General features: G+C 65.3%; 21 protein-coding genes and 1 pseudogene. 18 read left to right on the plus strand and 4 right to left on the minus strand.

Going from position 1 to position 23100, the window contains the following annotated elements; all coding sequences use genetic code 11:
• The first annotated feature begins 144 nt into the window (after positions 1 to 144).
• From QE379_RS10720 to qatD, 12 genes are all read left to right on the plus strand, one after another.
• Positions 145 to 1575, plus strand: coding sequence for a type IIL restriction-modification enzyme MmeI (locus QE379_RS10720; protein ID WP_307000348.1), 1431 nt, complete (start codon positions 145 to 147; stop codon positions 1573 to 1575).
• Complete coding sequence (locus tag QE379_RS10725) at positions 1460 to 2995, plus strand: type IIL restriction-modification enzyme MmeI (protein WP_307003170.1); 1536 nt, start codon at positions 1460 to 1462, stop codon at positions 2993 to 2995. The genes QE379_RS10720 and QE379_RS10725 overlap by 116 nt, the downstream gene beginning before the upstream one ends.
• Before the next feature lie 99 nt (positions 2996 to 3094).
• On the plus strand, positions 3095 to 3352 hold the full coding sequence (locus QE379_RS10730) for a type II toxin-antitoxin system RelB/DinJ family antitoxin (protein WP_307000351.1): 258 nt from the start codon (positions 3095 to 3097) through the stop codon (positions 3350 to 3352).
• Positions 3342 to 3659, plus strand: a complete 318-nt coding sequence (locus tag QE379_RS10735; RefSeq protein WP_307000352.1) for a type II toxin-antitoxin system YafQ family toxin — start codon at positions 3342 to 3344, stop codon at positions 3657 to 3659. Before QE379_RS10730 ends, QE379_RS10735 begins: the two co-directional genes overlap by 11 nt.
• The gene (locus QE379_RS10740) at positions 3656 to 5743 is read left to right on the plus strand and encodes a DEAD/DEAH box helicase (protein WP_307000354.1); all 2088 of its coding nucleotides are present in this window, start codon (positions 3656 to 3658) and stop codon (positions 5741 to 5743) included. Before QE379_RS10735 ends, QE379_RS10740 begins: the two co-directional genes overlap by 4 nt.
• Positions 5736 to 6977 carry a GIY-YIG nuclease family protein gene (locus QE379_RS10745; RefSeq protein ID WP_307000356.1) on the plus strand — a complete coding sequence of 414 codons (1242 nt, stop codon included), beginning with the start codon at positions 5736 to 5738 and terminating at the stop codon, positions 6975 to 6977. The genes QE379_RS10740 and QE379_RS10745 overlap by 8 nt, the downstream gene beginning before the upstream one ends.
• 197 nt (positions 6978 to 7174) lie before the next feature.
• A complete protein-coding gene (locus tag QE379_RS10750; protein ID WP_307000360.1) occupies positions 7175 to 8443 on the plus strand; it encodes a HEPN domain-containing protein in 1269 nt (422 codons plus the stop codon).
• A gap of 133 nt (positions 8444 to 8576) precedes the next feature.
• A complete protein-coding gene (locus QE379_RS10755) occupies positions 8577 to 9554 on the plus strand; it encodes a P-loop NTPase fold protein (RefSeq protein ID WP_307000362.1) in 978 nt (325 codons plus the stop codon).
• On the plus strand, positions 9454 to 10560 hold the full coding sequence (locus QE379_RS10760; protein ID WP_307000365.1) for an NTPase KAP: 1107 nt from the start codon (positions 9454 to 9456) through the stop codon (positions 10558 to 10560). Before QE379_RS10755 ends, QE379_RS10760 begins: the two co-directional genes overlap by 101 nt.
• On the plus strand, positions 10560 to 11444 hold the full coding sequence (qatB, locus tag QE379_RS10765) for a Qat anti-phage system associated protein QatB (RefSeq protein ID WP_307000369.1): 885 nt from the start codon (positions 10560 to 10562) through the stop codon (positions 11442 to 11444). The genes QE379_RS10760 and qatB overlap by 1 nt, the downstream gene beginning before the upstream one ends.
• Positions 11441 to 12808 carry a Qat anti-phage system QueC-like protein QatC gene (gene qatC / locus QE379_RS10770; protein ID WP_307000372.1) on the plus strand — a complete coding sequence of 456 codons (1368 nt, stop codon included), beginning with the start codon at positions 11441 to 11443 and terminating at the stop codon, positions 12806 to 12808. Before qatB ends, qatC begins: the two co-directional genes overlap by 4 nt.
• Positions 12805 to 13575: a Qat anti-phage system TatD family nuclease QatD gene (gene qatD / locus QE379_RS10775; protein WP_307000374.1), complete on the plus strand. Its 771-nt coding sequence runs from the start codon at positions 12805 to 12807 to the stop codon at positions 13573 to 13575. Before qatC ends, qatD begins: the two co-directional genes overlap by 4 nt.
• A 386-nt stretch (positions 13576 to 13961) precedes the next feature.
• On the opposite strand, the gene QE379_RS10780 is transcribed toward qatD, so the two are convergent.
• Positions 13962 to 14210 (minus strand): hypothetical protein, encoded by a 249-nt coding sequence (locus QE379_RS10780; RefSeq protein ID WP_307000377.1) that lies wholly within the window; start codon positions 14208 to 14210, stop codon positions 13962 to 13964.
• Between the two features lie 327 nt (positions 14211 to 14537).
• Complete coding sequence (locus QE379_RS10785) at positions 14538 to 15173, minus strand: L,D-transpeptidase family protein (RefSeq protein WP_307000380.1); 636 nt, start codon at positions 15171 to 15173, stop codon at positions 14538 to 14540.
• Positions 15174 to 15528: 355 nt separating this feature from the next.
• Between QE379_RS10785 and QE379_RS10790 the strand changes: the two genes are divergently transcribed.
• A protein-coding gene (locus QE379_RS10790; protein WP_373461696.1) for an IS3 family transposase occupies positions 15529 to 16694 on the plus strand; the annotation gives its coding sequence in 2 pieces (ribosomal slippage) (positions 15529 to 15790 and positions 15790 to 16694; 1167 coding nt in all).
• A pseudogene (locus QE379_RS10795) lies at positions 16681 to 17039 on the plus strand (IS5/IS1182 family transposase); the annotation flags it as partial. The gene QE379_RS10790 and the pseudogene QE379_RS10795, both read left to right, overlap by 14 nt.
• Before the next feature lie 61 nt (positions 17040 to 17100).
• On the opposite strand, the gene QE379_RS10800 reads toward QE379_RS10795, so the two are convergent.
• Positions 17101 to 18308, minus strand: a protein-coding gene (locus QE379_RS10800; protein WP_306998613.1) for an IS3 family transposase whose coding sequence is annotated in 2 segments (ribosomal slippage) — positions 17101 to 17984 and positions 17984 to 18308 — 1209 coding nt in all. Because the reading frame shifts where the segments join, the coding sequence is not laid out codon by codon here.
• Positions 18309 to 18906: 598 nt separating this feature from the next.
• Between QE379_RS10800 and QE379_RS10805 the strand changes: the two genes are divergently transcribed.
• The 4 genes from QE379_RS10805 (at position 18907) to QE379_RS10820 (ending at position 21960) form a co-directional block, all read left to right on the plus strand.
• On the plus strand, positions 18907 to 19803 hold the full coding sequence (locus tag QE379_RS10805) for an AraC family transcriptional regulator (protein ID WP_307000382.1): 897 nt from the start codon (positions 18907 to 18909) through the stop codon (positions 19801 to 19803).
• A gap of 40 nt (positions 19804 to 19843) precedes the next feature.
• A complete protein-coding gene (locus tag QE379_RS10810) occupies positions 19844 to 20761 on the plus strand; it encodes a helix-turn-helix domain-containing GNAT family N-acetyltransferase (protein ID WP_307000384.1) in 918 nt (305 codons plus the stop codon).
• A complete protein-coding gene (locus QE379_RS10815; RefSeq protein ID WP_307000386.1) occupies positions 20758 to 21306 on the plus strand; it encodes a GNAT family N-acetyltransferase in 549 nt (182 codons plus the stop codon). The genes QE379_RS10810 and QE379_RS10815 overlap by 4 nt, the downstream gene beginning before the upstream one ends.
• A 117-nt stretch (positions 21307 to 21423) precedes the next feature.
• Positions 21424 to 21960, plus strand: coding sequence for a carboxymuconolactone decarboxylase family protein (locus QE379_RS10820; protein WP_307000388.1), 537 nt, complete (start codon positions 21424 to 21426; stop codon positions 21958 to 21960).
• On the opposite strand, the gene QE379_RS10825 is transcribed toward QE379_RS10820, so the two are convergent.
• Positions 21930 to 23093, minus strand: coding sequence for an MFS transporter (locus QE379_RS10825; RefSeq protein ID WP_307000390.1), 1164 nt, complete (start codon positions 23091 to 23093; stop codon positions 21930 to 21932). The genes QE379_RS10820 and QE379_RS10825 overlap by 31 nt on opposite strands.
• Between the last annotated feature and the right edge of the window lie 7 nt (positions 23094 to 23100).

The raw sequence follows: 23100 nt of genomic DNA on the forward strand, positions 1-23100 counted from the left end.
GCGGCAGCTATGCCGATGGAGGCGCTGCGGGCGGCGGCGTAATACGCCACGACAGCCGATGACTATTGGGCGGACATGACCTATCGTCCGCCCGATGAATCAGTCCCGCCGAGGCGGGCCAGCCTGTTGGACCTGACGAACCGAATGAACGCCGTCGAAATCGAAGAAGCCGTATCCGAACTCGTCCAGCAGCCGTTCGACGCCGCCGAATTCCCGTTCCAGTTCATCACCGCGTTCGGCGCCAAGAAGGCGACCGTCGACCGCCTGCGCGCGACGAAGAACGGCACCAACCAGTCCGATGTCGGCGGCGTCCTGCAGCGCAACAACATCCATATCGGCATCGCCCCCGTCGGGCAGGTCGGCGCGACGCTCGCCGCCTTGCGCGCCAGCCCCAAGACCGCCAGCGCCAAGGCCAAATTCCTCCTCGCCACCGATGGCGAGACCGTCGAGGCCGAGGATTTGGTCGGCGGCGACGTCATCGCCTGTCCTTATGCCGAGCTGCCGCGCCATTTCGCGACCTTCCTGCCGCTAGCTGGCATCTCGACGGTCAAGGAGATCAAAAACAATCCCATCGACGTCAAGGCGACGGGGAGGCTCAACAAGCTGTATGTCGAGCTGCTGAAGGACAATCCGGACTGGGCGACCGAGGAACGGCGGCACGAGCTGAACCAGTTCATGGCGCGGCTGATCTTCTGCTTCTTCGCCGAGGACACCGGCATCTTCCGCGAAAACCAGTTCACCGCCACCATCACCCAGATGAGCCATGCCGGGCACGGCAGCGGCGACGATCAATGGGGCAATACGCACGAGGTGCTGACCGAGCTGTTCCGCGCGATGGATACGCCGGTCACACATCAGGGTAATCTCGACGACCGCTATCGCCGCGCGGTGGGTATCCGGCCCTATGCCGACGTCTTCCCCTATGTGAACGGGGGCTTGTTCACCGGCGCGACCGAGAGCCCGCGCTTCAGTCGTACTGCGCGCGCCTATCTGCTGCGCGCGGGCGAGCTGGATTGGAAGGAGATCAACCCGGACATTTTCGGTTCGATGATCCAGGCGGTCGCCGACGATGGCGAGCGGGGTGAGCTGGGCATGCACTATACCAGCGTGCCCAACATCCTGAAGGTGCTGAACCCGCTGTTCCTCGACGGCTTGCGCGAGCAGCTGGAGGCGGCGGGCGACAGCCGCCAGAAACTGCGCAACCTGCGGCGGCGGCTGGCGAACATCCGCGTGTTCGACCCGGCGTGCGGATCGGGCAATTTCCTGGTCATCGCATACAAGGAGATGCGCGCGATCGAGGCGGTGATTGTCGAGCGGCTGGGCGGCGAGGCCAATCTGAAGCTGGAGGACCGGCGCAGCGTCATCCCCTTGAGCAACTTCTACGGCATCGAGATCAAGGGCTTCGCCGCTGAGATCGCCGCGCCTCGCACTGCTGATCGCCGAGTTCCAGGCGGACTGCCTGTACCTCAGCCAGCAGGAAGCGCGCGCGATGGTGCTGCCGCTGCACAAGACGGGGCAGATCACGGTCGGCAATGCGCTGCGGCTGGATTGGCTGGAGGTATGTCCGCCGGTTAAGGTGGTGACTGGGGCGGAGCAGGATCTGGGCGGAGCAACGGGGCGCTTGGCGCTGGAGGAAAACGGGCTGGGCGCCGATGAACAAGTTGAGACATATATCTGCGGAAATCCCCCATATGTAGGCAGCAAACGCCAAATCGACGCTCAGCGTGAGGACCTTGCGCTGCTGCTGAAGGGCATCGCTTCGAAATTCGCTACACTTGACTATGTCTCCGGCTGGTTCGTCAAAGCATCCAAGTACATCGATACCTGCAATGCGCGTTTTGCCTTCGTATCGACAAATTCAATTGCACAGGGTGAACAGGTTTCTCAGCTATGGCCAATCATCCTGGATGGAAAGAGGCACATTCGCTTCGTCCATCGTTCCTTTCTGTGGCGTAATCTAGCGAGCCATAATGCTGGCGTGACTTGCGCGATCATTGGCGTTGATGTGGACCCGCAAGGATCGCGCATCGTATATGATGACGGTGTCGCCAGGGAAGTCAGGTCCATCGGGCCATACTTGGCACCTTCGGACGAGGTAATCGTCGAAAAAGTAAGCCGTCCCACGGGCGGGCGGGCGTCGATGAATTTCGGAAATCACCCCTATTACGGCGCCGCTCTGATCTTAGGTCGAGAGGAGGCGGATGAGATCGCCAAAGAGTATCCGGAGGCTAAGGCCTTCTTCCGACCGCTCTATGGCACTGTGGAATTAGTCAATGAACGTCCGCGTACGTGCATCTGGATCACAGATCCAATAGCAGAAGAAGCCATTGCAATTCCGCCTATTGCGAGGCGGGTTGATGATGTCCGCATAGCAAGATTGGCTGCTTCCAAGGACTTGGCCGCTCAGAAACTTGCCGGAACGCCGTATCGGTTCCGTGACCAAAATGAACCTTCGACGCATCTTATTGCCGTTGCAAGACACAGCTCGGAATCGAGACCTTACCTGCCTGCCGCCTTATGCAGTCCCTCAGCGGTAATTTCGGATGCTGCTTTCGCGGCTTACGATGCAGAACTTTGGAACTTTGCTCTCATCGTGTCTCGGCTGCATCTGGTGTGGGTGGAAACGGTCTGCGGGAAAATCAAAACCGATTTCCGCTACTCCAACACGCTCGGCTGGAACACCTTTCCCGTTCCCCGGCTCACCGAACAGGACAAGGCCGACCTCACCCGGACCGCCGAGAACATCCTGCTCGCGCGCGAGGCAAATTTCCCCGCCACCATCGCCGACCTCTACGACCCGGAGGCGATGCCGGACGACCTGCGCCGCGCGCATGAGGAGAATGACGAGGTGCTGGAGCGCATCTATATCGGCCGCCGCTTCCGCAACGATACCGAACGGCTGGAAAAGCTGTTCGACCTCTACACCAGGATGACCGCCGATGCCGGGCCGAAGGGTGGGGCCAAGGCTAAGCCGCGCGGTAAGAAGGCGGCGTGAGGGCGGCACCGTCCGTCCTTCGCCTCGCTTGATCGAACGGCGCCAATCCATTATGTATCGCAACTGAGATACACACGGGAGGCGATGATGGCGACGTCCATGCTCCACGTCCGAATGGACGAACAGTTGAAGGCGCAGGCGACGGCGGCGCTCGACGCGATCGGGCTGTCGGCGTCGGACGCGGTGCGCCTGCTGTTCCACCGCATCGTCGCCGACCAGGCCTTTCCGCTGGAGCTGAAGGTGCCCAACGCGGATACGCGCGCGGCGATGGAGGAGATCGCGCAGATGAAGGCGGACGGTCGCGAGCCGTTCCCTACGGCCGAGGCGATGTTCGCGAGCCTGGAGCGTGGCGAATAAACGCGCGCGGCATCCCCGCGCCTGTCGATACGCCAAAGCATTCACCAAGGATTGGGACCGGCTCGATCGCTCGGGCCGATACGATATGCGTCAGCTCAAGTCGGTGATCCTTCACCTGATCGCCAATGACGGGCCGCTTGGACCGGAATGGAAGGATCATCCGCTCAAGGGCGATTGGGCGAGCTACCGCGAATGTCACATCGGCGGCGACTTTCTGCTCATTTACCAGATCGACGAAACGATGGGCAAAAGCGGCACCGTCTATTTCGCCCGCGCCGGCACTCATAGCGAGCTGTTCAACGAATGACTTCCAGCACCATCCCCGCCGTCCGCCTCGTCACCGGCCAGACCGGCGCGTCCTCCAGCGCCAACGAACTCGGCATGCGGCCGATGCAGGCGCGGGCCTATGCCCATCGCGGCGAGCAGTATCTGCTGATCAAGTCGCCGCCCGCGTCAGGCAAGTCCCGCGCGCTGATGTTCATCGCACTCGACAAGCTGCACAACCAGGGCGTCAAACAGGCAATCATCGTCGTGCCCGAACGCTCGATCGGCGGCAGCTTCGCCGACGAGCCGCTGTCGGCGCACGGCTTCTGGGCCGACTGGACGGTGAAGCCGCACTGGAACCTGTGCAACACGCCCGGCGCGGACGATGTGAAGGTCGCCAAGTCGAAGGTGAAGGCGGTCGGCGAGTTCCTGGCCTCGGACGACACGGTGCTGGTCTGCACCCACGCCACCTTCCGCTTCGCGATCGACGAGCTGGGCATCGCGGCGTTCGACGGGCGGCTCATCGCGGTGGACGAGTTCCACCACGTTTCAGCGAACCCGGAAAACCGGCTGGGCGCGCAGTTGGGCCAGCTGATCGCGCGCGACAAAGCCCATCTGGTCGCGATGACCGGCAGCTATTTCCGCGGCGACGCGGTCGCGGTGCTGTCGGCGGAGGACGAGGCGAAGTTCACCACCGTCACCTACACCTATTACGAGCAGCTCAACGGCTATCGCTATCTGAAGACGCTCGACATCGCGTACAGCTTCTACACCGGCCCCTATATCGATAAGATCGGTGAACTACTCGATCCGGCGGTCAAGACGATCGTCCATATCCCCAGCGTCAACAGCCGCGAAAGTACCAAGCGCGGCAAGCATACCGAGGTCGAGGAGATCATGGATCACCTCGGCACGTGGAAAGGCACCGACGCGCAAACCGGCTTCCACCTGATCGCGACGGCGGCGGGCGCGACGATCAAGGTCGCCGATCTGGTCGACGACGATCCCGCCAAGCGCGACCGCGTGGCGGCGGCCTTGAAAAGCCCGGAGGCGCGGAGCGACCGCGACCATGTCGACGTCATCATCGCGCTGGGCATGGCGAAGGAGGGGTTCGACTGGATCTGGTGCGAGCACGCGCTGACCGTCGGCTATCGCTCCAGCCTGACCGAGATCATTCAGATCATCGGCCGCGCCACCCGCGACGCGCCGGGCAAGACGGTCGCGCGCTTCACCAACCTGATCGCCGAACCCGCCGCCGCCGATGACGTGGTGGCCGAAGCGGTCAACGACACGCTGAAGGCGATCGCTGCCAGCCTGCTGATGGAACAGGTGCTGGCCCCGCGCTTCGAGTTCACGCCGAAGGATGCGGGGCCGAAGGATGGGTTCGTTTATGGTCCCGATGGGTACGTCGAGGGCCGCACCAATGTCGGGTGGAACGAGGAACGCGGCCAGTTCCACTTCGAGTTGAAGGACCTGGTGCTGCCCAGCTCGACCGAGGGCAAGCGCATCTGCGCCGAGGACATCAACGAGGTCATCACCAGCTTCATCCAGGACAAGCAGGCGATCGAACGCGGTCTGTTCGACACCGAGGTGGTGCCGGAGGAACTGACTCAGGTCCGCATGGGCAAGATCGTCCGCGACCGTTACCCCGACCTCAGCGAGACGGACCAGGAGGCGATCCGCCAGCACGCCATCGCCGCGCTCAACATCACCCAGCAGGCGGCGAAGATCGTCACCGAGACGGCGAGCGACGACGGCACGGGTGAATTGAAGGCAAACACCTCCTTCGTCGATGGCGTCCGCAAGTTCATGAACGTGCGCGAGCTCGACATCGACCTGATCGACCGGATCAATCCGTTCGATGCCGCCTATGCGATCCTCGCCAAGGCGATGAACGAGGGCACGTTGCGGCAGGTGCAGGCCGCAATCTCGGCGCGCAAGACCACACTTAGCGAGGAAGAGGCGCGCGCCTTCGCGATACGTGCGGTCCAGTGGAAGCGCGAACGCGGCCGCGCGCCCGAGGCGACGTCGCAGGATCCGTGGGAACGCCAGCTGGCGGAGGGCGTCGCCGCCTTCGCCCGTTTCCGCGCCAAGGCCCAGGCCGCGGAAGCCGCCGCTCATGGCTGACATGACCGACGACGACATTCTCGCCGAACTGGGCGTCGATCTCAGTCCCAAGAAGGTCCGCGCCCGCACGCCACGCGAGGAGCGGATCATCGCGGGCTTCGAGGACATCGTCCGCTTCCGGGAAGAGCATGGCCGCGCGCCACAGCATGGCGAAGGCCGCGACATCTTCGAGCGGCTCTATGCCGTACGCCTTGACCGGCTCCGCGCGCAGGCCGACTGCCGCGAGCTGCTGGCGGACATGGACGTGCACCGCCTGCTCGACGGCGCAACCAATGCCGATGCGATCGACGAACTGGACGACAGCGCGCTACTGGCCGAACTTGGGATCGAGCCCGATGCGTCGAACGACATCACCCAGCTGCGCAACGTCCGCTCCAACGCCGACCGTCAGGCGGCGGAGGAAGTCGCCAGCGCCAAACGCTGCCCGGATTTCGCGACGTTCAAGCCGCTCTTCGACCAAGTGCAGGCCGAAATCGAAACGGATATCCGCACAACGCGGCCCTTCGTCCGCGACCTCGGCATGTCGAAGGCCGATATCAAGCAAGGCGAATTCTTCATCGTCGGCGGCCAACTGGCCTATGTGGCCGAGGTGGGCGAACCGATCGCGGCGCCCAATGGCGAAACCGATGCCCGCCTGCGCGTCGTCTATTCCAACGGCACCGAAAGCGACCTGCTGCTCCGCTCGCTCCAACGCGCGCTGTACAAGGACGAGGGTGGCCGCCGGATCACCGAACCGACCGCCGGCCCGCTGTTCGACGGTGCCGCGAAGGCCGAGGTCGAACCCGACCACCTGCCGACCGGCACGCTCTACGTCCTGCGCAGCCGCTCGACGCACCCCACTATCGCTGCGCACCGCGACCTCATCCATAAGATCGGCATCACCGGCGGATCGGTCGAGTCGCGCATCGCCGGCGCCGCCGACGACGCTACTTATCTCCTGGCCGGGGTGGACGTGGTCGCCACGTACAAATTGTACGACGTACACCGTTCCCGACTGGAAGCACTGATCCACCGCGTCCTCGAACCCGTCCGGTTCGACGTCGAGATACCCGACCGCTTCGGCAAACCGGTTCGCCCGCGCGAATGGTTCCTGGTGCCGCTGCACATCGTCGACGAGATTGTCGCCTGCATCGCCAACGGAGCGCTGGCCGGAATGACCTACGATCCGCAAACCGTGGCTCTGGCTTCGGTCAACACACATGGCGGATCGGTCAATGATCAACGACTCACGTAACAAAACCATTTAGGGGATGACCCATTTCCGGTCGCTCGCGAAGTCATTCACGCTTCCCGGTTTCAGCCATTCGTTCACCGCAACCATCTGCGTTGTGGCGCGCCGCGGACCGCTAGGCACGCCGCCCGCTGCCGGACCGCGTGACACGGGGCGGACCACGCGTCGTCATCGACGCATGGTATGTTAGTTATGCGGTAATGATCCTCGACCCAATCCCGTTCGACGGCTCGATCGAGCGCGCCGGCCTCAGCGTCCCCGTAACGTTCACTGCCGCCATCGACGACGACGGTGAGCTCCGCCTCGAGTTCGGACCAATCAAGCCGAGCCACGCTGCCGCCTCGATCGTCCCGGAGCAGCCGCTGCTGACCCCACTCCAGCCGCTCACCTTGCGCGGACGCGCCGCCGAACATTGGAGCTTTGAGAGCTCGGAATTCTATGTCGGCCGATGGTCGCGCCGCCCCGATCATGTCGAGATCACCGGCTCGTGCGGCACTGCCGAGCTCAGCCGACCGGCTAAACCCGATCATCACGATGCCTGCGCTTGGTTCTTTCGCAAGCTCGCAGCGATCCACCCGATCGTCGCAAAGACAAAGGCGTGGAGCATCGTCCTACGTGGCTATCGCGACGATGCCGACCAGGAACCCGTCTCACTCTTGGCGGTCGAGAGTGAGCGCCAGGAAAATGAGGCATGGTGGCAGGAAACCGAACGCCTCCTAATCCACGTGCAACGCGTCCTGTCGCTGGCCTGCGGCGTCTATCTTCTGCCCGTCTATGAGCAGCGCCACCGGGCGGGCCGCTTCACGATCCGGATCGCGCAGCGCGGCCGTTCGCCCGCCCCCTATCTCGCCCCGTTCCGCGACCTTTTTATGGAGGAGATCTTTGCCGCCGCCGTTCGCTCGTTCGACGATCATCCGGCCGAGGTGGCAAGGCTTGACCCCGCCATCCGCTGGCTGACGGCCCCGGTCGCGCTTGCAGAATCGCGGCTCATGAACGCGATGAGCGCGCTCGAATGCATCCTCGCCAGCTCCGACGTCGAGCAGTTCCACCTGCCCGACGCCGCCGCATTCGATACGTTGCGACAGAAGATCGCCAAATTCCTTAAGGCCGAGGCAGCTCCCCGGAAGATGGCGGGCAAGTTGCGCGAGCTGAACCGGCGCTCGTTCGCCGAGAAGCTGCGGGACCTGCTCTCCCGTCAGCCATTTCCGGCTCAGGACTTCCCGGACGAATGGCTCAAGGGCGCCGTCGATGCCCGGAACGTCATCGTGCACACCGGCGTCTCGCCCGAGCTGTCGATCGACGATCCCTCGCTAATCGACCATGTCGTGCGCGTCCGCGAGATCGTCATCCGGTTGATGCTCGCCGCGATCGGCTTTGAGGGCCAGTATCAAAGCTGGCTGCACGGATGTGCTGACCTGCGCTTCCCGTCCTGCAAGCCGGTGGCTGGGGCGACGATCTCTCCTGCCTGATCGAAGCCCGGTGCGGGACCGGCGAGCCGACGCGGCCGCGCGGGTGACTCGCCATTGCTTAACTCTGCACGGGGACTACCATCGTCGTCATCAAAGCATTGATGACATGACATAGGCGGGGACGAACGAACCGATGTTGCTGGCGGACAATGAAACGCGTGTCGATCTGCTCAACAATGAAGCGATCGCGAGGACGATCGTCACCTTGCTCCGCGACCGCCCCGACAAGCCCGTGACCGTCGGTGTCCACGGCGACTGGGGGGCGGGCAAGTCGAGCGTCCTAGAGATGATCGAGGCATGCTTCGAATCCGAGTCCAAGGCGCTCTGCATCAAGTTCAACGGCTGGCGCTTCCAAGGTTTCGAGGACGCCAAGATCGCGCTAATTGAGGGGATCGTCACCGGCCTTATCGAAAAGCGGCCCGCGCTCACCCGGGCCGCGATTGCGGTCAAGGATGTGTTCCGGCGCATCGACTGGCTCAAGGTGGCGAAAAAGGCAGGCGGACTCGCCTTTAATGCCTTCACCGGCGTGCCGACCCCCGAACAAATCCATTCGGCGATCGGCCTCGTGCAGGGCGCGCTGGCCGATCCGGCGAAGCTCGCGACCAAGGAGAACGCCAAGAAGGCGTTCGAGGAAGTCGACGGTCTCCTCAAGGAGAAGGACGACACGACCAACGTTCCCGAGGAGATCAACGCCTTCCGCAAGGCCTTTGACGAACTCCTCGACCAGGCCGGAGTCACCCAGCTCGTCGTCCTCATCGACGATCTCGACCGATGCCTGCCCGACACCGCGATCGAGACTCTAGAGGCGGTGCGGTTGTTCGTCTTCACCTCCCGTACCGCGTTCGTCGTCGCCGCCGACGAGGCGATGATCGAATACTCGGTGCGCAAACATTTCCCCGATCTTCCCGACACCACCGGACCGCTGAGCTACGCACGCAACTATCTTGAGAAGCTCATCCAGATTCCCTTCCGCATCCGCGCCGCTGGGCGACACCGAAACGCGCATCTATGTGACATTGCTGCTGGTCGCGGCCGAACTCGGCGAGGACGACCCCGCCTTCCTAGAACTCATTACCGTGGCGCGCGAACGGCTCAAACGCCCCTGGCTTGAGGGGCCACTCGAGGCGCAAACGGTGCGTTCGGCGCTCGGCGACAAAGCCGCCAGCGCCAACAATGCGCTGACGCTCTCTGACCAGATCGGCCCGATCCTTGCGAGCGGCACGCAGGGCAACCCGCGTCAGATCAAGCGCTTCCTCAACGCGCTCCTGCTCCGCGAACGGACCGCAGACGCCCGCGGGTTCGGCGACGACGTGAAATTGCCCGTCCTGGCCAAGCTGATGCTCGCCGAGCGCTTCCTACCTCGCCTGTTCGACCAGATCGGCGCCGCCGCGGCCGCGTCGAGCGACGGACGCTGCCGCGATCTCGCAGCCCTCGAGACCGCAGCCGCCTCACCCGAGCCCGACCCCGCCGCACCTCCGCCCAAGCCAGCGGACGCCTCCCCCGCCCCGCGACCGGCCGCCGGTAAGGGAGCCGCCAAGCTGCAGCCGGTCGCGAACGATGCGAGCGGGCCGCTCGGCGAATGGCTGACCTCGCCGGTGATCCGCGCTTGGGCCGAGGTCCAGCCTGCGATCGGGGTCGAGGATCTGCGCCCCTATCTGTTCATCGCCAAGGATCGGAAGGACTATTTCGGCGCTGCCTCGGTGCTCGGCAGCCTCGCCGGCGTCGTCGAGCAGCTATTCGGCGGTAAATTCGTCGTCCAGGCCATGGAAGGCGATCTCGCCCGCCTCGCGACGCCGGAGGCGGCGCGGATCTTCGAAGCGGTGCGTGCGCGGATCGTCGGCGGCGACGCCTTCGACTTGCAGCCCGCGGGCGTCGATGGGCTCGCAGTGCTCGTCAAGGCGCAGCCTTCGCTCCAAGGCAATCTGCTCGACTTCCTTGAGGCGCTGCCCCGCGAACGGCTTGGTGTTTGGGTGACCAGCGGCTGGGAGACGGCGTTGAAGGACCCCGAAACCCGCGCCCGCTTTGGACGGCTCCTCACCGCCTGGGGCAAGGACGGCTCTCCAATCCTGAAAGCGGCGGCCGGCAATGTTGCCCGGACCCGGCAGGGAGGCCGCTAATGGGAACGTCGAGCGTATTCGGCGGCCAAGGCGGCGCCAGCCCGCTGGTCCCGAGCTTCGTCGGCGACGCCGGCGCGCCATCGGCCGATGATGCCGCCGACGCGACCTACCGCGACGAAGATGGCGACGGCACACCGCCGCCAAGCGATCCACCGCAGCCGCCGCAACGCCCGCCAGTACCGCCCAATGCCGATCCCACGCGTTTCACGGCCGCCCGCAACAACTTTTCGCGCTTCGCGAGCTCGGGCGGCACCGACCGCGCCAGCCTCGGTCGCGCGCTCTCCCACTACGTTGACTCATCGACTGGCGGCGCGCGGGGCGCGGCCGGTCGGATGGGATCGGCGCGCGGCGCGGGCAGCCGGCTCCTCGGCTTCCTCGCGGACGCGACAACGCGCGGCATCACCGAGGCGTTGCGCGCGCTCGATCTCGCCGATCTCGCCGGACGGCCGATCGAAGAGGTCTTCCTCGGCCTCGCCGATTACATCTGCCCCGACGGCGGCTCGGTCGACGAGGGGATCGCACGCGAGGCCTTCATCGAGACGATCGTCGACTTGGCGGCGGCCGGCATTACCGACCTCGACACGCTAAGCGAGGACCAGATGCAGACGGTGTTCGAGCTTTACGCCACTAACGCCATCGAAGCGCGGCTGTGCAACGACATCGGCACCAAGGCCGTCATGCTGCCGGCGAGCGCGCGCGACGCCGCCAGCGTCCAAGCCCAGCTCAACGATTTCATCCGTCGTGGCGTCGCCGACGCCCTATCGGCCGCACGCGTCGCGGCGGCGGCGCTCACGCCCGATCGCGTCCTCGGCTTCGTCGCGCGGGTCTACGAGCAGGCTTTCGACATCCTGCGCATAATGGGCGACGCGGAGGCGAACGCATGAACAGGCATGTCATCATCGGCCGGTTCGGGCCGGGCGATCGCCTCTCCGTGCCCCGCGCCGCAGACGAGGTGATGACCCGGCTCGACCTCCTCAACGGCAATGATAGCCTCGATCATGGCATCGGCCGGGCGCTAGCCGATCTCGCCCGCGAAGGCGTCTTCCCCACCGATCTCGGAGTCGATCTCATCATCCTCGCTGCGCATGTCCACGCCGCCGACACGCGCATCGCGCGGTGGATGGACAGCCAGGACGGCTGGACGCGCGAGATCCGGCTCGTCGTCCCCGTCGCCGATCCGCGCCGCTGGGCTGCGGCCGGCCCGATCTTCGAGCGAATGCTCGGCTTCCTGACCGGCGATCGCTGGACGGTCGGCTTCCGCTCACGCCCGCGCCGTCACGCGCAGCTGATCGCGCAGCCCTCGACGTTGCTGCCGGCCCGCTTCGATCACCTTGCACTGTTCTCGGGCGGGCTCGACAGCCTGATCGGGGCGATCGATGCGCTTGAGGCGGGCAAGACGCCGTTGTTCATCAGCCATGCCGGCGAAGGGGCAACCAGCGAGGCGCAGGCGACGCTGCAGGCGGCGCTCGGTGCTGCCTACCGCGGCCGCGGCTTCGCACGGCTGCGGCTTTGGATGGCGTTCGCGCAGGGTTTGGTGGCGCGATCGTCGGGCGAGGACACGACGCGCGGCCGCTCGTTCCTGTTCTTCGCGCTCGGCGTCATGGCCGGGACCGGCTTGGCGGAGCCGTTCGTCCTGCACTGCCCGGAGAATGGCTTGATCGCGATCAACGTCCCGCTCGACCCGATCCGGCTCGGCGCGCTCAGCACGCGCACCACCCACCCCTTCTATATCGCGCGCTGGAACGAGGCATTGACGGCGCTCGGCATCCCCGGCCGGATCGAGAACCCCTATTGGGACAAGACCAAGGGCGAAATGGTTCGAGCGTGCGCGAACCAGACGTTGCTCCGCGGCATTGCTGCGTCGTCGCTGTCCTGCTCGTCGCCGACCAAAGGCCGCTGGCAAGGGATCGGCGTCCAGCATTGCGGCTATTGCCTGCCGTGCCTGATTCGACGGGGGTCGCTCACCGCCGGGCTAGCGCCTGCGGCCGACCCGACCACCTATACGCTGGCTGATCTCACCGCCCGGGCACTCAACACCCGCGAGGCGGAAGGCGTCCAGATCCGCTCGTTCCAGTTCGCGATCGACCGGCTTCGTCGCCGGCCCGCGCTGGCCGAGCTCCTCATCCACAAGCCCGGGCCTCTGTCCGACGAGAATGCCGCACGACAAACGGCGCTCGCCGGTGTATATCGCCGCGGCATGGACGAGGTGGGCAATATCCTGGCCGGAGTGCGGACACGGCCTCTGTGACGGTCGCCGAAACGGCGCCGGGCGTGCGCGGCGTCGACTTCCACTGCCATCTCGACCTGTTCCTAGACCACGACGCCGCGATTGCACGTGCGGAGGCGGCCCGCATCTACACGCTCACCGTCACCACCACCCCGCGTGCTTGGTCGCGCAACCATGAGCTTACCCGCGATCGGCGCTTCGTGCGCGCCGCCTTAGGTCTCCATCCGCAGCTCGCCGGCGAGCGCGAGGCCGAACTCCGACTCTGGGAGCGCCACCTCGCCGAGACACGCTATGTCGGCGAGGTCGGGCTCGACGGGGGGCCTCGCTTCTACAAGACGATGGAAGCGCAGCGACGGGTCTTCCAGCGCATCCTCGAATGCTGCGCCGAAGCCGGCGACAAGGTGCTGACCGTTCACAGCACCCGCGCCGTCAAGCCCGTGCTCGATCTGATTGAAACCTGCTTGCCGCCTGACCGGGGCCGGGTAGTGCTGCACTGGTTCGGCGGCAGCCGCAGCGAGGCGGGGCGCGCTTTGGCCCTCGGCTGCTTCTTCTCGGTAAACGCCACGATGCTAGCGACTGATCGCGGCAAGGTGCTGGTAGCGTCGCTGCCACCCGATCGCTTACTTACCGAAACCGACGGACCCTTCACGCCGGGGCGTGATGGCCCGGCGCACCCAGAAGATGTAGAGTTGGCAGTCGAGGCGATCGCCGGCCTACGCGGGAGCGCCGCCGAAGAGGTCAGGAGCGGTCTGATCCGGACGCTGCGTGACCTGCTCGCGATCGGCTGACCGCGCTCGATCGCGCTGCGGACGAACTCCCCGTTGGGGCACTGGCCTGAACGTATGCACGGTTATCGTCATTGCTGCCCAAAGCTGCCGGGCCGCTTCCCACCACGACCAGACGCAAATGAGCTTATCGAATTCCAGCCACGGCCGCCTTCGGGATTGTGCATTGAACTGTGCACCAACCTGTAGCACAAGGCGGATCGGACGAACCAAGAACCGCGGATTTCCGTGGCTTTCGGCGCCGTAAGATGTTGGAACGGAATCCCTTCACCCGCTCCATCACAACCGTACATTCCTCCGCGATCGGCTTTCCGGTCCCGCTTCACGGAATACCGGGGCTGTACGCTCTGCACAATCGCGATGCCACGCCGCATCTAAGCCGGAACGGGTTACTGGGCGAAAGCAGCTGTGCCCCACTGCCCGATTCTGGCGGTGTGCCCGTCGATCAAGGCATTCGCCTCGGCGGTTCCTGCGGCAAGGTTCGTCTTGCCCGACTGGATGACCAGCTTCAGCGGATCGACCGTCGACAGCGAACTGCGCGCACCATCGGGCGCGATCTGGTCCCCTTCGGCATAGGAGATGGCGAGTTGGCCGGTCAGGCCGTTACCGTCCTCCGCTGGCTCCCAAAGCGCTGCCATCGCGGCGAGCGTCAAAAGAATGTACAACCCCTTATTAGCTATCAGCTATCATTCGCAAGAAGAGGGTCGATAGCGACGGGCAAATAAAACTGCGAATAAATCGCATTGGTATTATTTTTGAGGTGGAATATATTTGAAGCGCATTGTGGAGTGGCTAAGGACCCGAATGGGTGCACAAAACGGCGGAAGGGTACGCGGAGCGGCGAGGCGCCCGTGCAATCATCGACGCCGTCGCGCCTTGCCCGGAGCGTGTTGGAGCTGCGCCTGGTTTCGGCAGGGCGATTCAGTTTTTCCTGACATTCACAGGCCCGGCGATCCGGGTTCGGCTCAGCCCAGGATGCTCTGGCCCATTTCCAATCGCTTGCCGTTGGTCACGATGACGCGGTCGCCCAGCTTGGTCGCGGCGAACAGCTTGCGCGCGAAGCCGAACGGTACGCCGATGCAGCCATGGGTCGCATTGCCATAGCGAACGTCGCTGGCATGGATCGCCACCCCGTCATTGGTCAGCCGCAGCATATAGGGCATCGGCGCGTCGTACAGGTTGGAGACATGGTCCGCATCCTTCTGAAGGATCGGGAACACGCCGAGCGGGGTCGGCATATTGTCGGCGCCGAAGATCATCGCCGCCGCACCGATCTCATGGCCGTCGCGGAAGATCGATACGACCTGCGCTGCCAGATCGACGGTGATGACCACCGGACCCTGCGGCGCGCCGCTTTCGTCCCAGACGAATTCGCCGTGATGCAGCGGCTTGCCGATCGGCAGGATGTGGCGGACGACGAAGGGAGCGGGTGTCGGGCTGGGTGTCGGCGACGGAGCGGTGGGCGCCGGCACGGCACTGGCCCTGGCGGCGACCGGGCCGCTGGGCGCGGTATTGGGCCGAGCGGCGTGGCGCGACAGCATCACGCCACCGCCCACCGCACCCAGGAGGATGGCGCCCGCGAGAAGTTGCAAGGGTCGCATCGATGCCATCCTAGGGCCAATCGACATTCATGCTACTCCTTTTTCCCTCTCTCCTGGATAGGAGAGAGAGTCAGCGGAGCTTGCCAGCGTGTTGGCTAGCGCAGCTTGAGTGAGGGGTTGAGCGAGCCGAAGGCTCGCACGCGCTCCGCGCGCACCGCTCACCCAGCTCCGACTGGATTCAGGAGCTATTGGTCGACTTGCGTAAGGGGCGTCGGATTGATTCATTAGCAGCGAAGGCGCCGCTGATGAGTGACCTGTTCTGGCTGACGGATGAGCCGACGCGCCGGATCTGACGTGACCCCCGTTTCTTCATCCAACTGGAAGTAGAGACCGTCTCCTTAAAGGGACGGACGGAATGAAGCGGAAGCAGTTTTCGGAAGAGCAGATCATCGGCATCCTGAAGGAGGCCGAGGCGGGTGCGGTGGTGACGGAGCTGTGCCGCAAGCACGGGATGTCGAGCGCGACTTACTATGCGTGGAAGGCGAAGTTCGGCGGCCTGGAGGTGTCCGACGCAAAGCGCCTGCGGTCGCTCGAAGAGGAGAACGCCCGGCTCAAACGGCTACTGGCGGACACGATGCTGGACAATGCGGGGTTGAAAGACCTGCTGTCAAAAAAGTGGTGACGCCCGCCGCGAAGCGGCAAGCGGTCGCGCATCTCCAGGCGACGCTGGGGATGAGCGAGCGGCGGGCATGCACGGTCGTTGGGGCAGACCGCACGAGCATGCGGTATCGCTCGTGCCGGGCGGATGATGGCGACCTGCGGTCGCGGCTGCGCGAGCTGGCGCAGCAACGCCGACGGTTCGGCTATCGGCGTCTGCACATCCTGCTGCGCCGGGACGGCATCACGATCAACCGCAAGAAGACCCAGCGGCTCTATCGTGAGGAGGGTTTGACGGTCAGGCGCCGGAAGGGACGAAGGCGCGCCACAGGCAGCCGTGCGCCCGCGTCAGTGCTGGCGCTTCCCAACCAGCGCTGGAGTCTGGACTTCGTCCACGACCAGCTCGTGACCGGCCGTCGGTTCCGCGTGCTCAACATCGTCGATGACGTCACGCGCGAATGCCTTCGGGCGGTGGTGGACACGTCGATCTCGGGCCGGCGGGTCGTGCGCGAGCTGGCCGATCTGATCGCCGAGCGTGGCAGGCCGAAGATGATCGTCAGCGACAACGGGACCGAACTGACGTCGAACGCGGTGCTCGCCTGGTCCGGCGATGCCCGCATCGAGTGGCATTACATCGCGCCGGGCAAGCCCACGCAGAACGGGTTCGTCGAGAGCTTTAACGGTCGCATGCGCGACGAGCTGCTCAACGAGACGCTGTTCTTCACCATCGGTCAGGCCCGCTCGATTCTGGCCCGCTGGGTCGACGACTACAACAACGAGCGTCCGCACTCCTCGCTCGGCTACGCCACTCCGGCAGCCTTCGCTGCCGGGCTCGAACAGCAACGGGCGGGGTTAACCCCGCCCGTTGCTTCACCTGCGCTTATGCGCGAAAACCACGGTCGGTCTCTGGTTGCCGCTGGATGAAAGACCGGGGTCACGTCAGATCGAGCCATATTTTCCGTTGTCGCAGGGTGTGCCGCGCGTGGATGATCGGCGGATCGTGGGCGGCGTACGGTCCGCTCAAGACGATCTGGAATCGGTTCATCCGCTGGAGCCGGATGGGGGTGTTCAACCGCATCTTTGCGGGGCTGGTGGCCGAGGCCGAGCCAGCAGACCAGCTGATGATCGACACCACCCACCTGAAGGCGCATCAGACAGCGACCAGCCTGCTCAAAAAAGGGGTTCGAGCGATGATCTCGATGTATCGGGCGTGCCAAGGGCGGTCTGAACTTCAAGCGGCACGCCGTCTGTGATGATCGTGGCCGCCCGCACGTCACACTCCTTGCCGAAGGGTAGATGAGTGATCTGGCCCCCGTTTCACCGGACGGGTTCAAGCGGTTGCAGAAACCAGTGCGCGATGCTCGCGCGGCGAACGCATTTTGAGCCCTGAATGGGGGTGGTTGTCGTTGTAGTCCTCGATCCATCCGGCAAGCGATGTCAACGCGGTGAGTGCGTCCGGCAGCGGCGAGACGCGGACGTAATCCCGTTTGAGGGTATGGACGAAGGCCTCCGAGATGCCGTTGGACTGCGGGCTGCGGACGGGGGTGAAGCAGGGTTTGAGGCCCAGCTGCCGGGCAAAGGTCCGTGTTTCGCAGGCGGTATAGGCCGAACCGTTGTCCGACAGCATCTCGACCGGTGTCGCCGCGCGCATGGTGCCGAAGCGGGTTTCCACGGCTTCCAGCATGATGTCGCGCACGTCCGAGCCGCTGATGCCGGCATTGGCAACCGCGCGCCACGAGATGATCTCGCGGTCATGGGCGTCGATGATGAAGGCACCGCGCACGACCTCACCGTTCCAGCAGGTGAACTCGAAGCCGTCGGAGCACCAGCGCAGGTTCGAGCGGATCGTCACTACGACGCCGTCATGCCCATAGTCGGCTCGCTCGGCGTAGCGCCGCGCCAGCAGCAGGCGGTCCGCCGCCATGATGCGGTAGACGCGCTTGTGGTTGACCGGCGCAAGTCCTTCGGCGCGCCGCTGCCGATTGAGGACCGCCGCGATGCGGCGGTAGCCGTATGTTGGCCGTTGCGCGGCGATCTGGCGAATGCAGGGCAGCAGATCCGTGTCGTCGGCCTTGGCGTACGGCCCGCGCGTCCTGGTGGTTCCCGTCAGGCGGTCGTACACCGTCGAACGCCCGACCCCGAGCGTGCTGGCGACCAGGCTCACCGGATAGTCTCCGGCAGCGGCGAGTGCATGAGCAAGCTCGCTTTTTTTGGGCGCGAGCGCTCCAGCGCCTCCTTCAGTATCTCGACCTCCAGCGTCTTGCGCCCGAGCTGGCGCTCCAGTTCGCGGATGCGGGTTTCCATCTCGCGGACCTGCCGGTTGCTGGTCACGTCGTCGTCGCCGGCAACTGCAACGCTCCCGCCTTCCAGCATCAGCCGCCGCCAACGGTACAGCAGGTTCGGCGCCACGCCGTTGCGGCGCGCCACCACCGATATGCTCTCCCGACCATCGAGCGTCTCCTCGACGATCCTCAGCTTCTCGGGCGTGCTCCAGTGACGGCGACGACCGCCGTCGGTGATGATCTCGGACACGGACATAAGCCTATGCTCAGGGGATAGCCCCAAGCCTCCTTCCTAGGCTCAAATCCGTCCGGTCGAAATGGGGGCCAGTTCAATGAGCGACTACAAGAACGCTGTCCTCATGTCCGAGGCGATGCCAGCCGCTCCGGTGCTACTCGCCGATCGCAGCTACGACGCCGACTGGTCCCGCGAGGCGCTCGGTGTACGCGGCACCGCTGCCTGTATCCCGTCACGCAAAGGCCCAAAATGCCGATCCCGCATGACGCCCTCCTCTACCGGCGTCGCCACAGGATCGAGGACATGTTCGCCGCCTCAGGAGCCTGTCCCGGCCAGGGGCGAGACTGGTGACGCATCCACACCCGCCATCGCCCTCGCCGCATCCGTCATCTTCTGGATCAATCAATGAATCCTGAGCCCAGCGCCTCCGCCTCATGCTGGCGAAGCTGGCCGAGCTGGCGCATACGGATGGGATGGTTCTCCTGATGGGGTGGATGAACCCGAGATACGCCGCGAACGTCCGACCGACGCCGCCGATCCGATCAATGTCCTGCCCGATCCTATCAAGGTGAGGCGCGGGGTGGTGCATTTGGAGCACGGCGGAGCTAAGGTTCCTTCCATGACGACGCTGTCCGACCTCGCCGAGCTGATAGAGCGCCACTGGTTCGTCCATGGTCGCGAAACCCCGATCCCGGGCCTGCTTATTACCCGTGCGGAGGAGCCGACCGGCATCATCCGATCGGTCTATAGGCCATCCTTCTGCCTCGTCGTGCAGGGTGCGAAGATGTCGATGCTGGGGTCCACGCCCTATCATTACGCCCAAGGCCAGTGCCTGCTCGCTTCGGTCGACCTGCCGGTCACATCGCGCATCGTGCGGGCGAGCACGGCAGAGCCCTATCTCGCCCTCTCGCTCGCGATCGAGCCCGAGAGCGTGGCCGAACTGGTCGCGGAGCAGGCCGGGCTGCAAGGCTCGGGCGCTGCCTTCAACGCGCTGTCGACCAGTGATCATGACCCGGCGTTGCGCGATCCTCTCAGGCGGTTACTCGAGCTGCTCGACCATCCGGCGGATCGGGCGGTGCTCGCCCCGCTGATCCGGCGTGAAATTGTGTGGCGGCTGCTCGGTGGGACGCTCGGACCGGCGCTGCGCCAGATGGGCCTTGTCGACACCCATGCCGCACGGATCGGGCGCGCGACGGCGTTCATCCGAGACCATTATGCCGAGACGTTGCGGGTGGCGGACCTCGCCGCGCTGGCGGGTATGAGCGTCCCCGGCTTCCATCGCCACTTCAAGGCGGTGACCACGATGACCCCGGTGCAGTTCCAGAAGCAGGTGCGGTTGCAGGAGGCGCGCCGCCGCCTGGTTGCCGCCCAGGAGGTCGCGCGGGTCGGCTTCGCGATCGGCTATGAAAGCCTGTCACAGTTCAGCCGCGACTATCGCCGCCTTTTTGGTGCGCCACCCGGCCGCGATGCGGCGGCCCTTCGCGCGCAATTGGTGCCGGAGCCGACTTTGCCCTAATACTTGACTCGGTCAACAAACATGGTCCAGCATGGTGATCATGGAAGATGCAGACATCGCCGCCATCCGTCGCTTCAACCGCTTCTATACCCAGACGATCGGCGCGCTCGACGCGCATTTCCTGGGCACCGAGGCGAGCCTGCCCGAAGCGCGGCTGTTGTTCGAGATCGCCACGCGCGAGCCGGTGACCGCAACCGTGTTGCAGGACGCCCTCGGCATGGATGCGGGCTATCTCAGCCGCCTGGTCGCGCGTTTCGAGAAACGCGGCTGGATCGTGCGCGAGCGGCGCGAGGACGACGCCCGCGCCCGGGACCTGCGGCTGACCGAGGCGGGGCAGGCGGCCTTCGCGGTCGTCGACCAGCGGCAAAGCAGCGCGGTCGGCGACCTGCTCGGCACCGTGGAAGGTCAGGCGCGGCGCGATCTGATCGAGGCGTTGACGCGCGCTCGGCTGCTGCTCGACCCATTATCGGGCGGACCGTTCGTCATCCGCCCTTTCCGCACCGGCGAACCCGCACTGATCGCCGCCCGCCAGTCGGTGCTCTATGCCGAGAGCCATGGCTGGGGCCGCGAACTGGAGACGATCGAGAGCGAGGTGACGGCGGCCTTCCTGCGTGACTTCGATCCGGCGCGCGAGCAATGCTGGATCGCCGAGATCGACGGCGTGATGGCGGGCGCGGTGTTCGTCACCGACGAAGGGGAGGGGATCGCACGGCTCCGCCTGCTCCATGTCGAGCCCTTTGCCCGCCGTCGGGGTATCGGCGATGCGCTGGTCGGCGCTTGCGTCGGCTTCGCGCGGGACACCGGCTACCGCACCCTGGTGCTGTGGACGCACACGGTGTTGGAGTCCGCTCGCCGCATCTATGCCGCGCACGGCTTCGTGTGTGTCGAGACGGCGATGCACGAAAGGTTCGGCGTTCCGCTTCAGGGGGAAACGTGGCGACTGGAACTGACGGCATGAGCAGTGGCCTGACCATCCGCCTAGCGACCGAAGCCGACCTAGGGGCGCTCCGCCAATTGATGACGCTGTCGATTGATCGCGGGCAGGCAGCGGTGCTCACCCCCAGGCAGATCGTGGCCAGCAGGGCGGTGATGGGCCTCGACACCCAACTGGTGCGCGACGGCACTTATTTCGTCGTCGAGGACCATGGCGTACCGGTCGGCTGTGGCGGCTGGAGCCGGAGGGCGACGCTTTATGGCGGCGACCATAGCACCGACCTGCGCGACCCGGCGCTTCTCGATCCGGCGAAGGACGCGGCGCGCATCCGGGCCATGTATACGCATCCGGATCACGTCCGGCGCGGGATCGGTCGGATGATCCTTCACGCTTGCGAAAAGGCCGCGCAGGGCGAAGGCTTCGCCGCCGTCGAACTGATGGGAACGGCCGGCGGCGTGCTGCTCTATACGGCCTGCGGTTACGAGCCGGTCGAACGCGCTGATACGGAGGTCGACGGGGTGGTCGTGCCGCTGACCCGCATGCGCAAGCGGCTGCGTGATATGGCCTAGCGGGCCGGCGGCGAAAATTCCGGATGAGCACGTCGCACTGGCCATCGCTGTCTCGTCGTGGCGTCGGAACCCAGGGAGACCGACCATGACACCTGTGTCGCGAACCGGCACGCTCTGGTGCCCGAAGCGATCAAGGCTATGATGGCGCTGGAGCAGAGCTTCATGACGAGTGGGCTCGATCACGATCTGCTGGCACTGGTGAAGTACCGCGTGTCGCAGATCAACGACTGTGCCTTCTGCCTGCGCATGCACTCGACCGATCTGCGCCGTCATGGCGAAAGCGAGCTGCGGCTGCACATGCTGAGCGCATGGCGGGATTCGACGATCTATTCGGATCGCGAGCGGGCGGCGCTTGGCTGGGCGGAGGCGTTGACGCGCTTGCCCTGTCGGACCTGCTGGCGGCGGTCGTGTGATGGGGGGCCACAATATCGTTCGGGGTCTGGCAAAGGCGCGACGGCCGTTCGCAGGGCTACGTCGCAAGTATCCCAACGCGCCAGTAGAAGTGATCCGCTTCGCGACGATCGACGGGCTGCCCGGCTATGTCAGCCGTGGGGGCGGCGACGGATCGCGGCGATCTATATCGTCCGCAATCCAGACAAACTGGCCCACGTCGCGGCGGCTTTTCAGGCCGGCCGAGCTGCCGCACGGGGCTGACGCCGGAGCGCCAGCAGCATCACGAGTGCTGCCGCCGCCATCGCCGCACCGGCCAGCGACACGACCGGCAGTCCCATTCCGGCACCGATCACACCTCCGCCTAGGGCCGCCCCAAAGGCGTTGCCAAGGTTAAACGCGCCGATATTCATCGCGGAGGCGAGGTTCGGCGCGTCGAAAGCCGCGTCCATCACCCGCATCTGCAACGGCGGCACGATCGCGAAGCTGGCGATGCCCCAGATCAGGATGGCTACGGCGACGGCCCATGGCCATTGCATCAGCACGGTGAAGGCGAGCAGCGTCAGCGCCATGATCGCCAGCATGGTCAACAGCGCCCGATCGACCGAACGGTCGGCCAGCCGCCCGCCGATGCCATTGCCGATCGTCGCGCCGATCCCGAACAGCATTAGCATCGCGGTAACATAGCCGGTCGAGCCATGCGTCACATCCCGCAGGATCGGGACGATATAGGTGAACACGGTGAAGACACCGCCAAAGCCGATCGTGGTCAGGGCCAGCGCCATGACCACCGGCCCGCGCGTCAGCACGCGCAGTTCAGCGCGCATGTCGCCGCCTTCGGCGCGGGGCAGCGGCGGCAGGGCAAGACGGAGCGACAGCATAGCGATCGCGCCAACGCCCGCGATCCCCGCGAACACGGTGCGCCAGCTAACTGCCTCGCTGACCCAGGTCGCCGCCGGCACGCCGCCGATCGTGGCGACGGTCAACCCGGTGAACATCGCCGCCACCGCGCCCGCACGCTTGTCCGGCGGTACCAGGCTGGCGGCCACCACCGATCCGACGCCGAAGAAGGCGCCATGGTTGAACGAAGTGACGATCCGCGCCGCCATCAACATCCAGTACCCGCCCGCCACCGCCGACAGCGCGTTGCCGAGCGTGAAGATGCCCATCAGCGCGATCAGGAGCGTCCGCCGGTCGATCCGCCCGGTGGTGAGCGTCATCAACGGCGCGCCGATCAGCACGCCCATCGCATAGGCGCTGACCAGCAGCCCGGCGGCGGGGATCGACACCTGCAGGTCTGCCGCCATCACCGGCAACATGCCCATCGGCGCGAACTCGGTGACGCCGATGCCGAAGGCACCGACCGCCAGCGCGAGTAATCCGAGGTTGAACTTCATGATCCTG

This window comes from Sphingomonas sp. SORGH_AS_0879 (assembly GCF_030819175.1).
In the GTDB taxonomy this organism is placed as follows: domain Bacteria; phylum Pseudomonadota; class Alphaproteobacteria; order Sphingomonadales; family Sphingomonadaceae; genus Sphingomonas.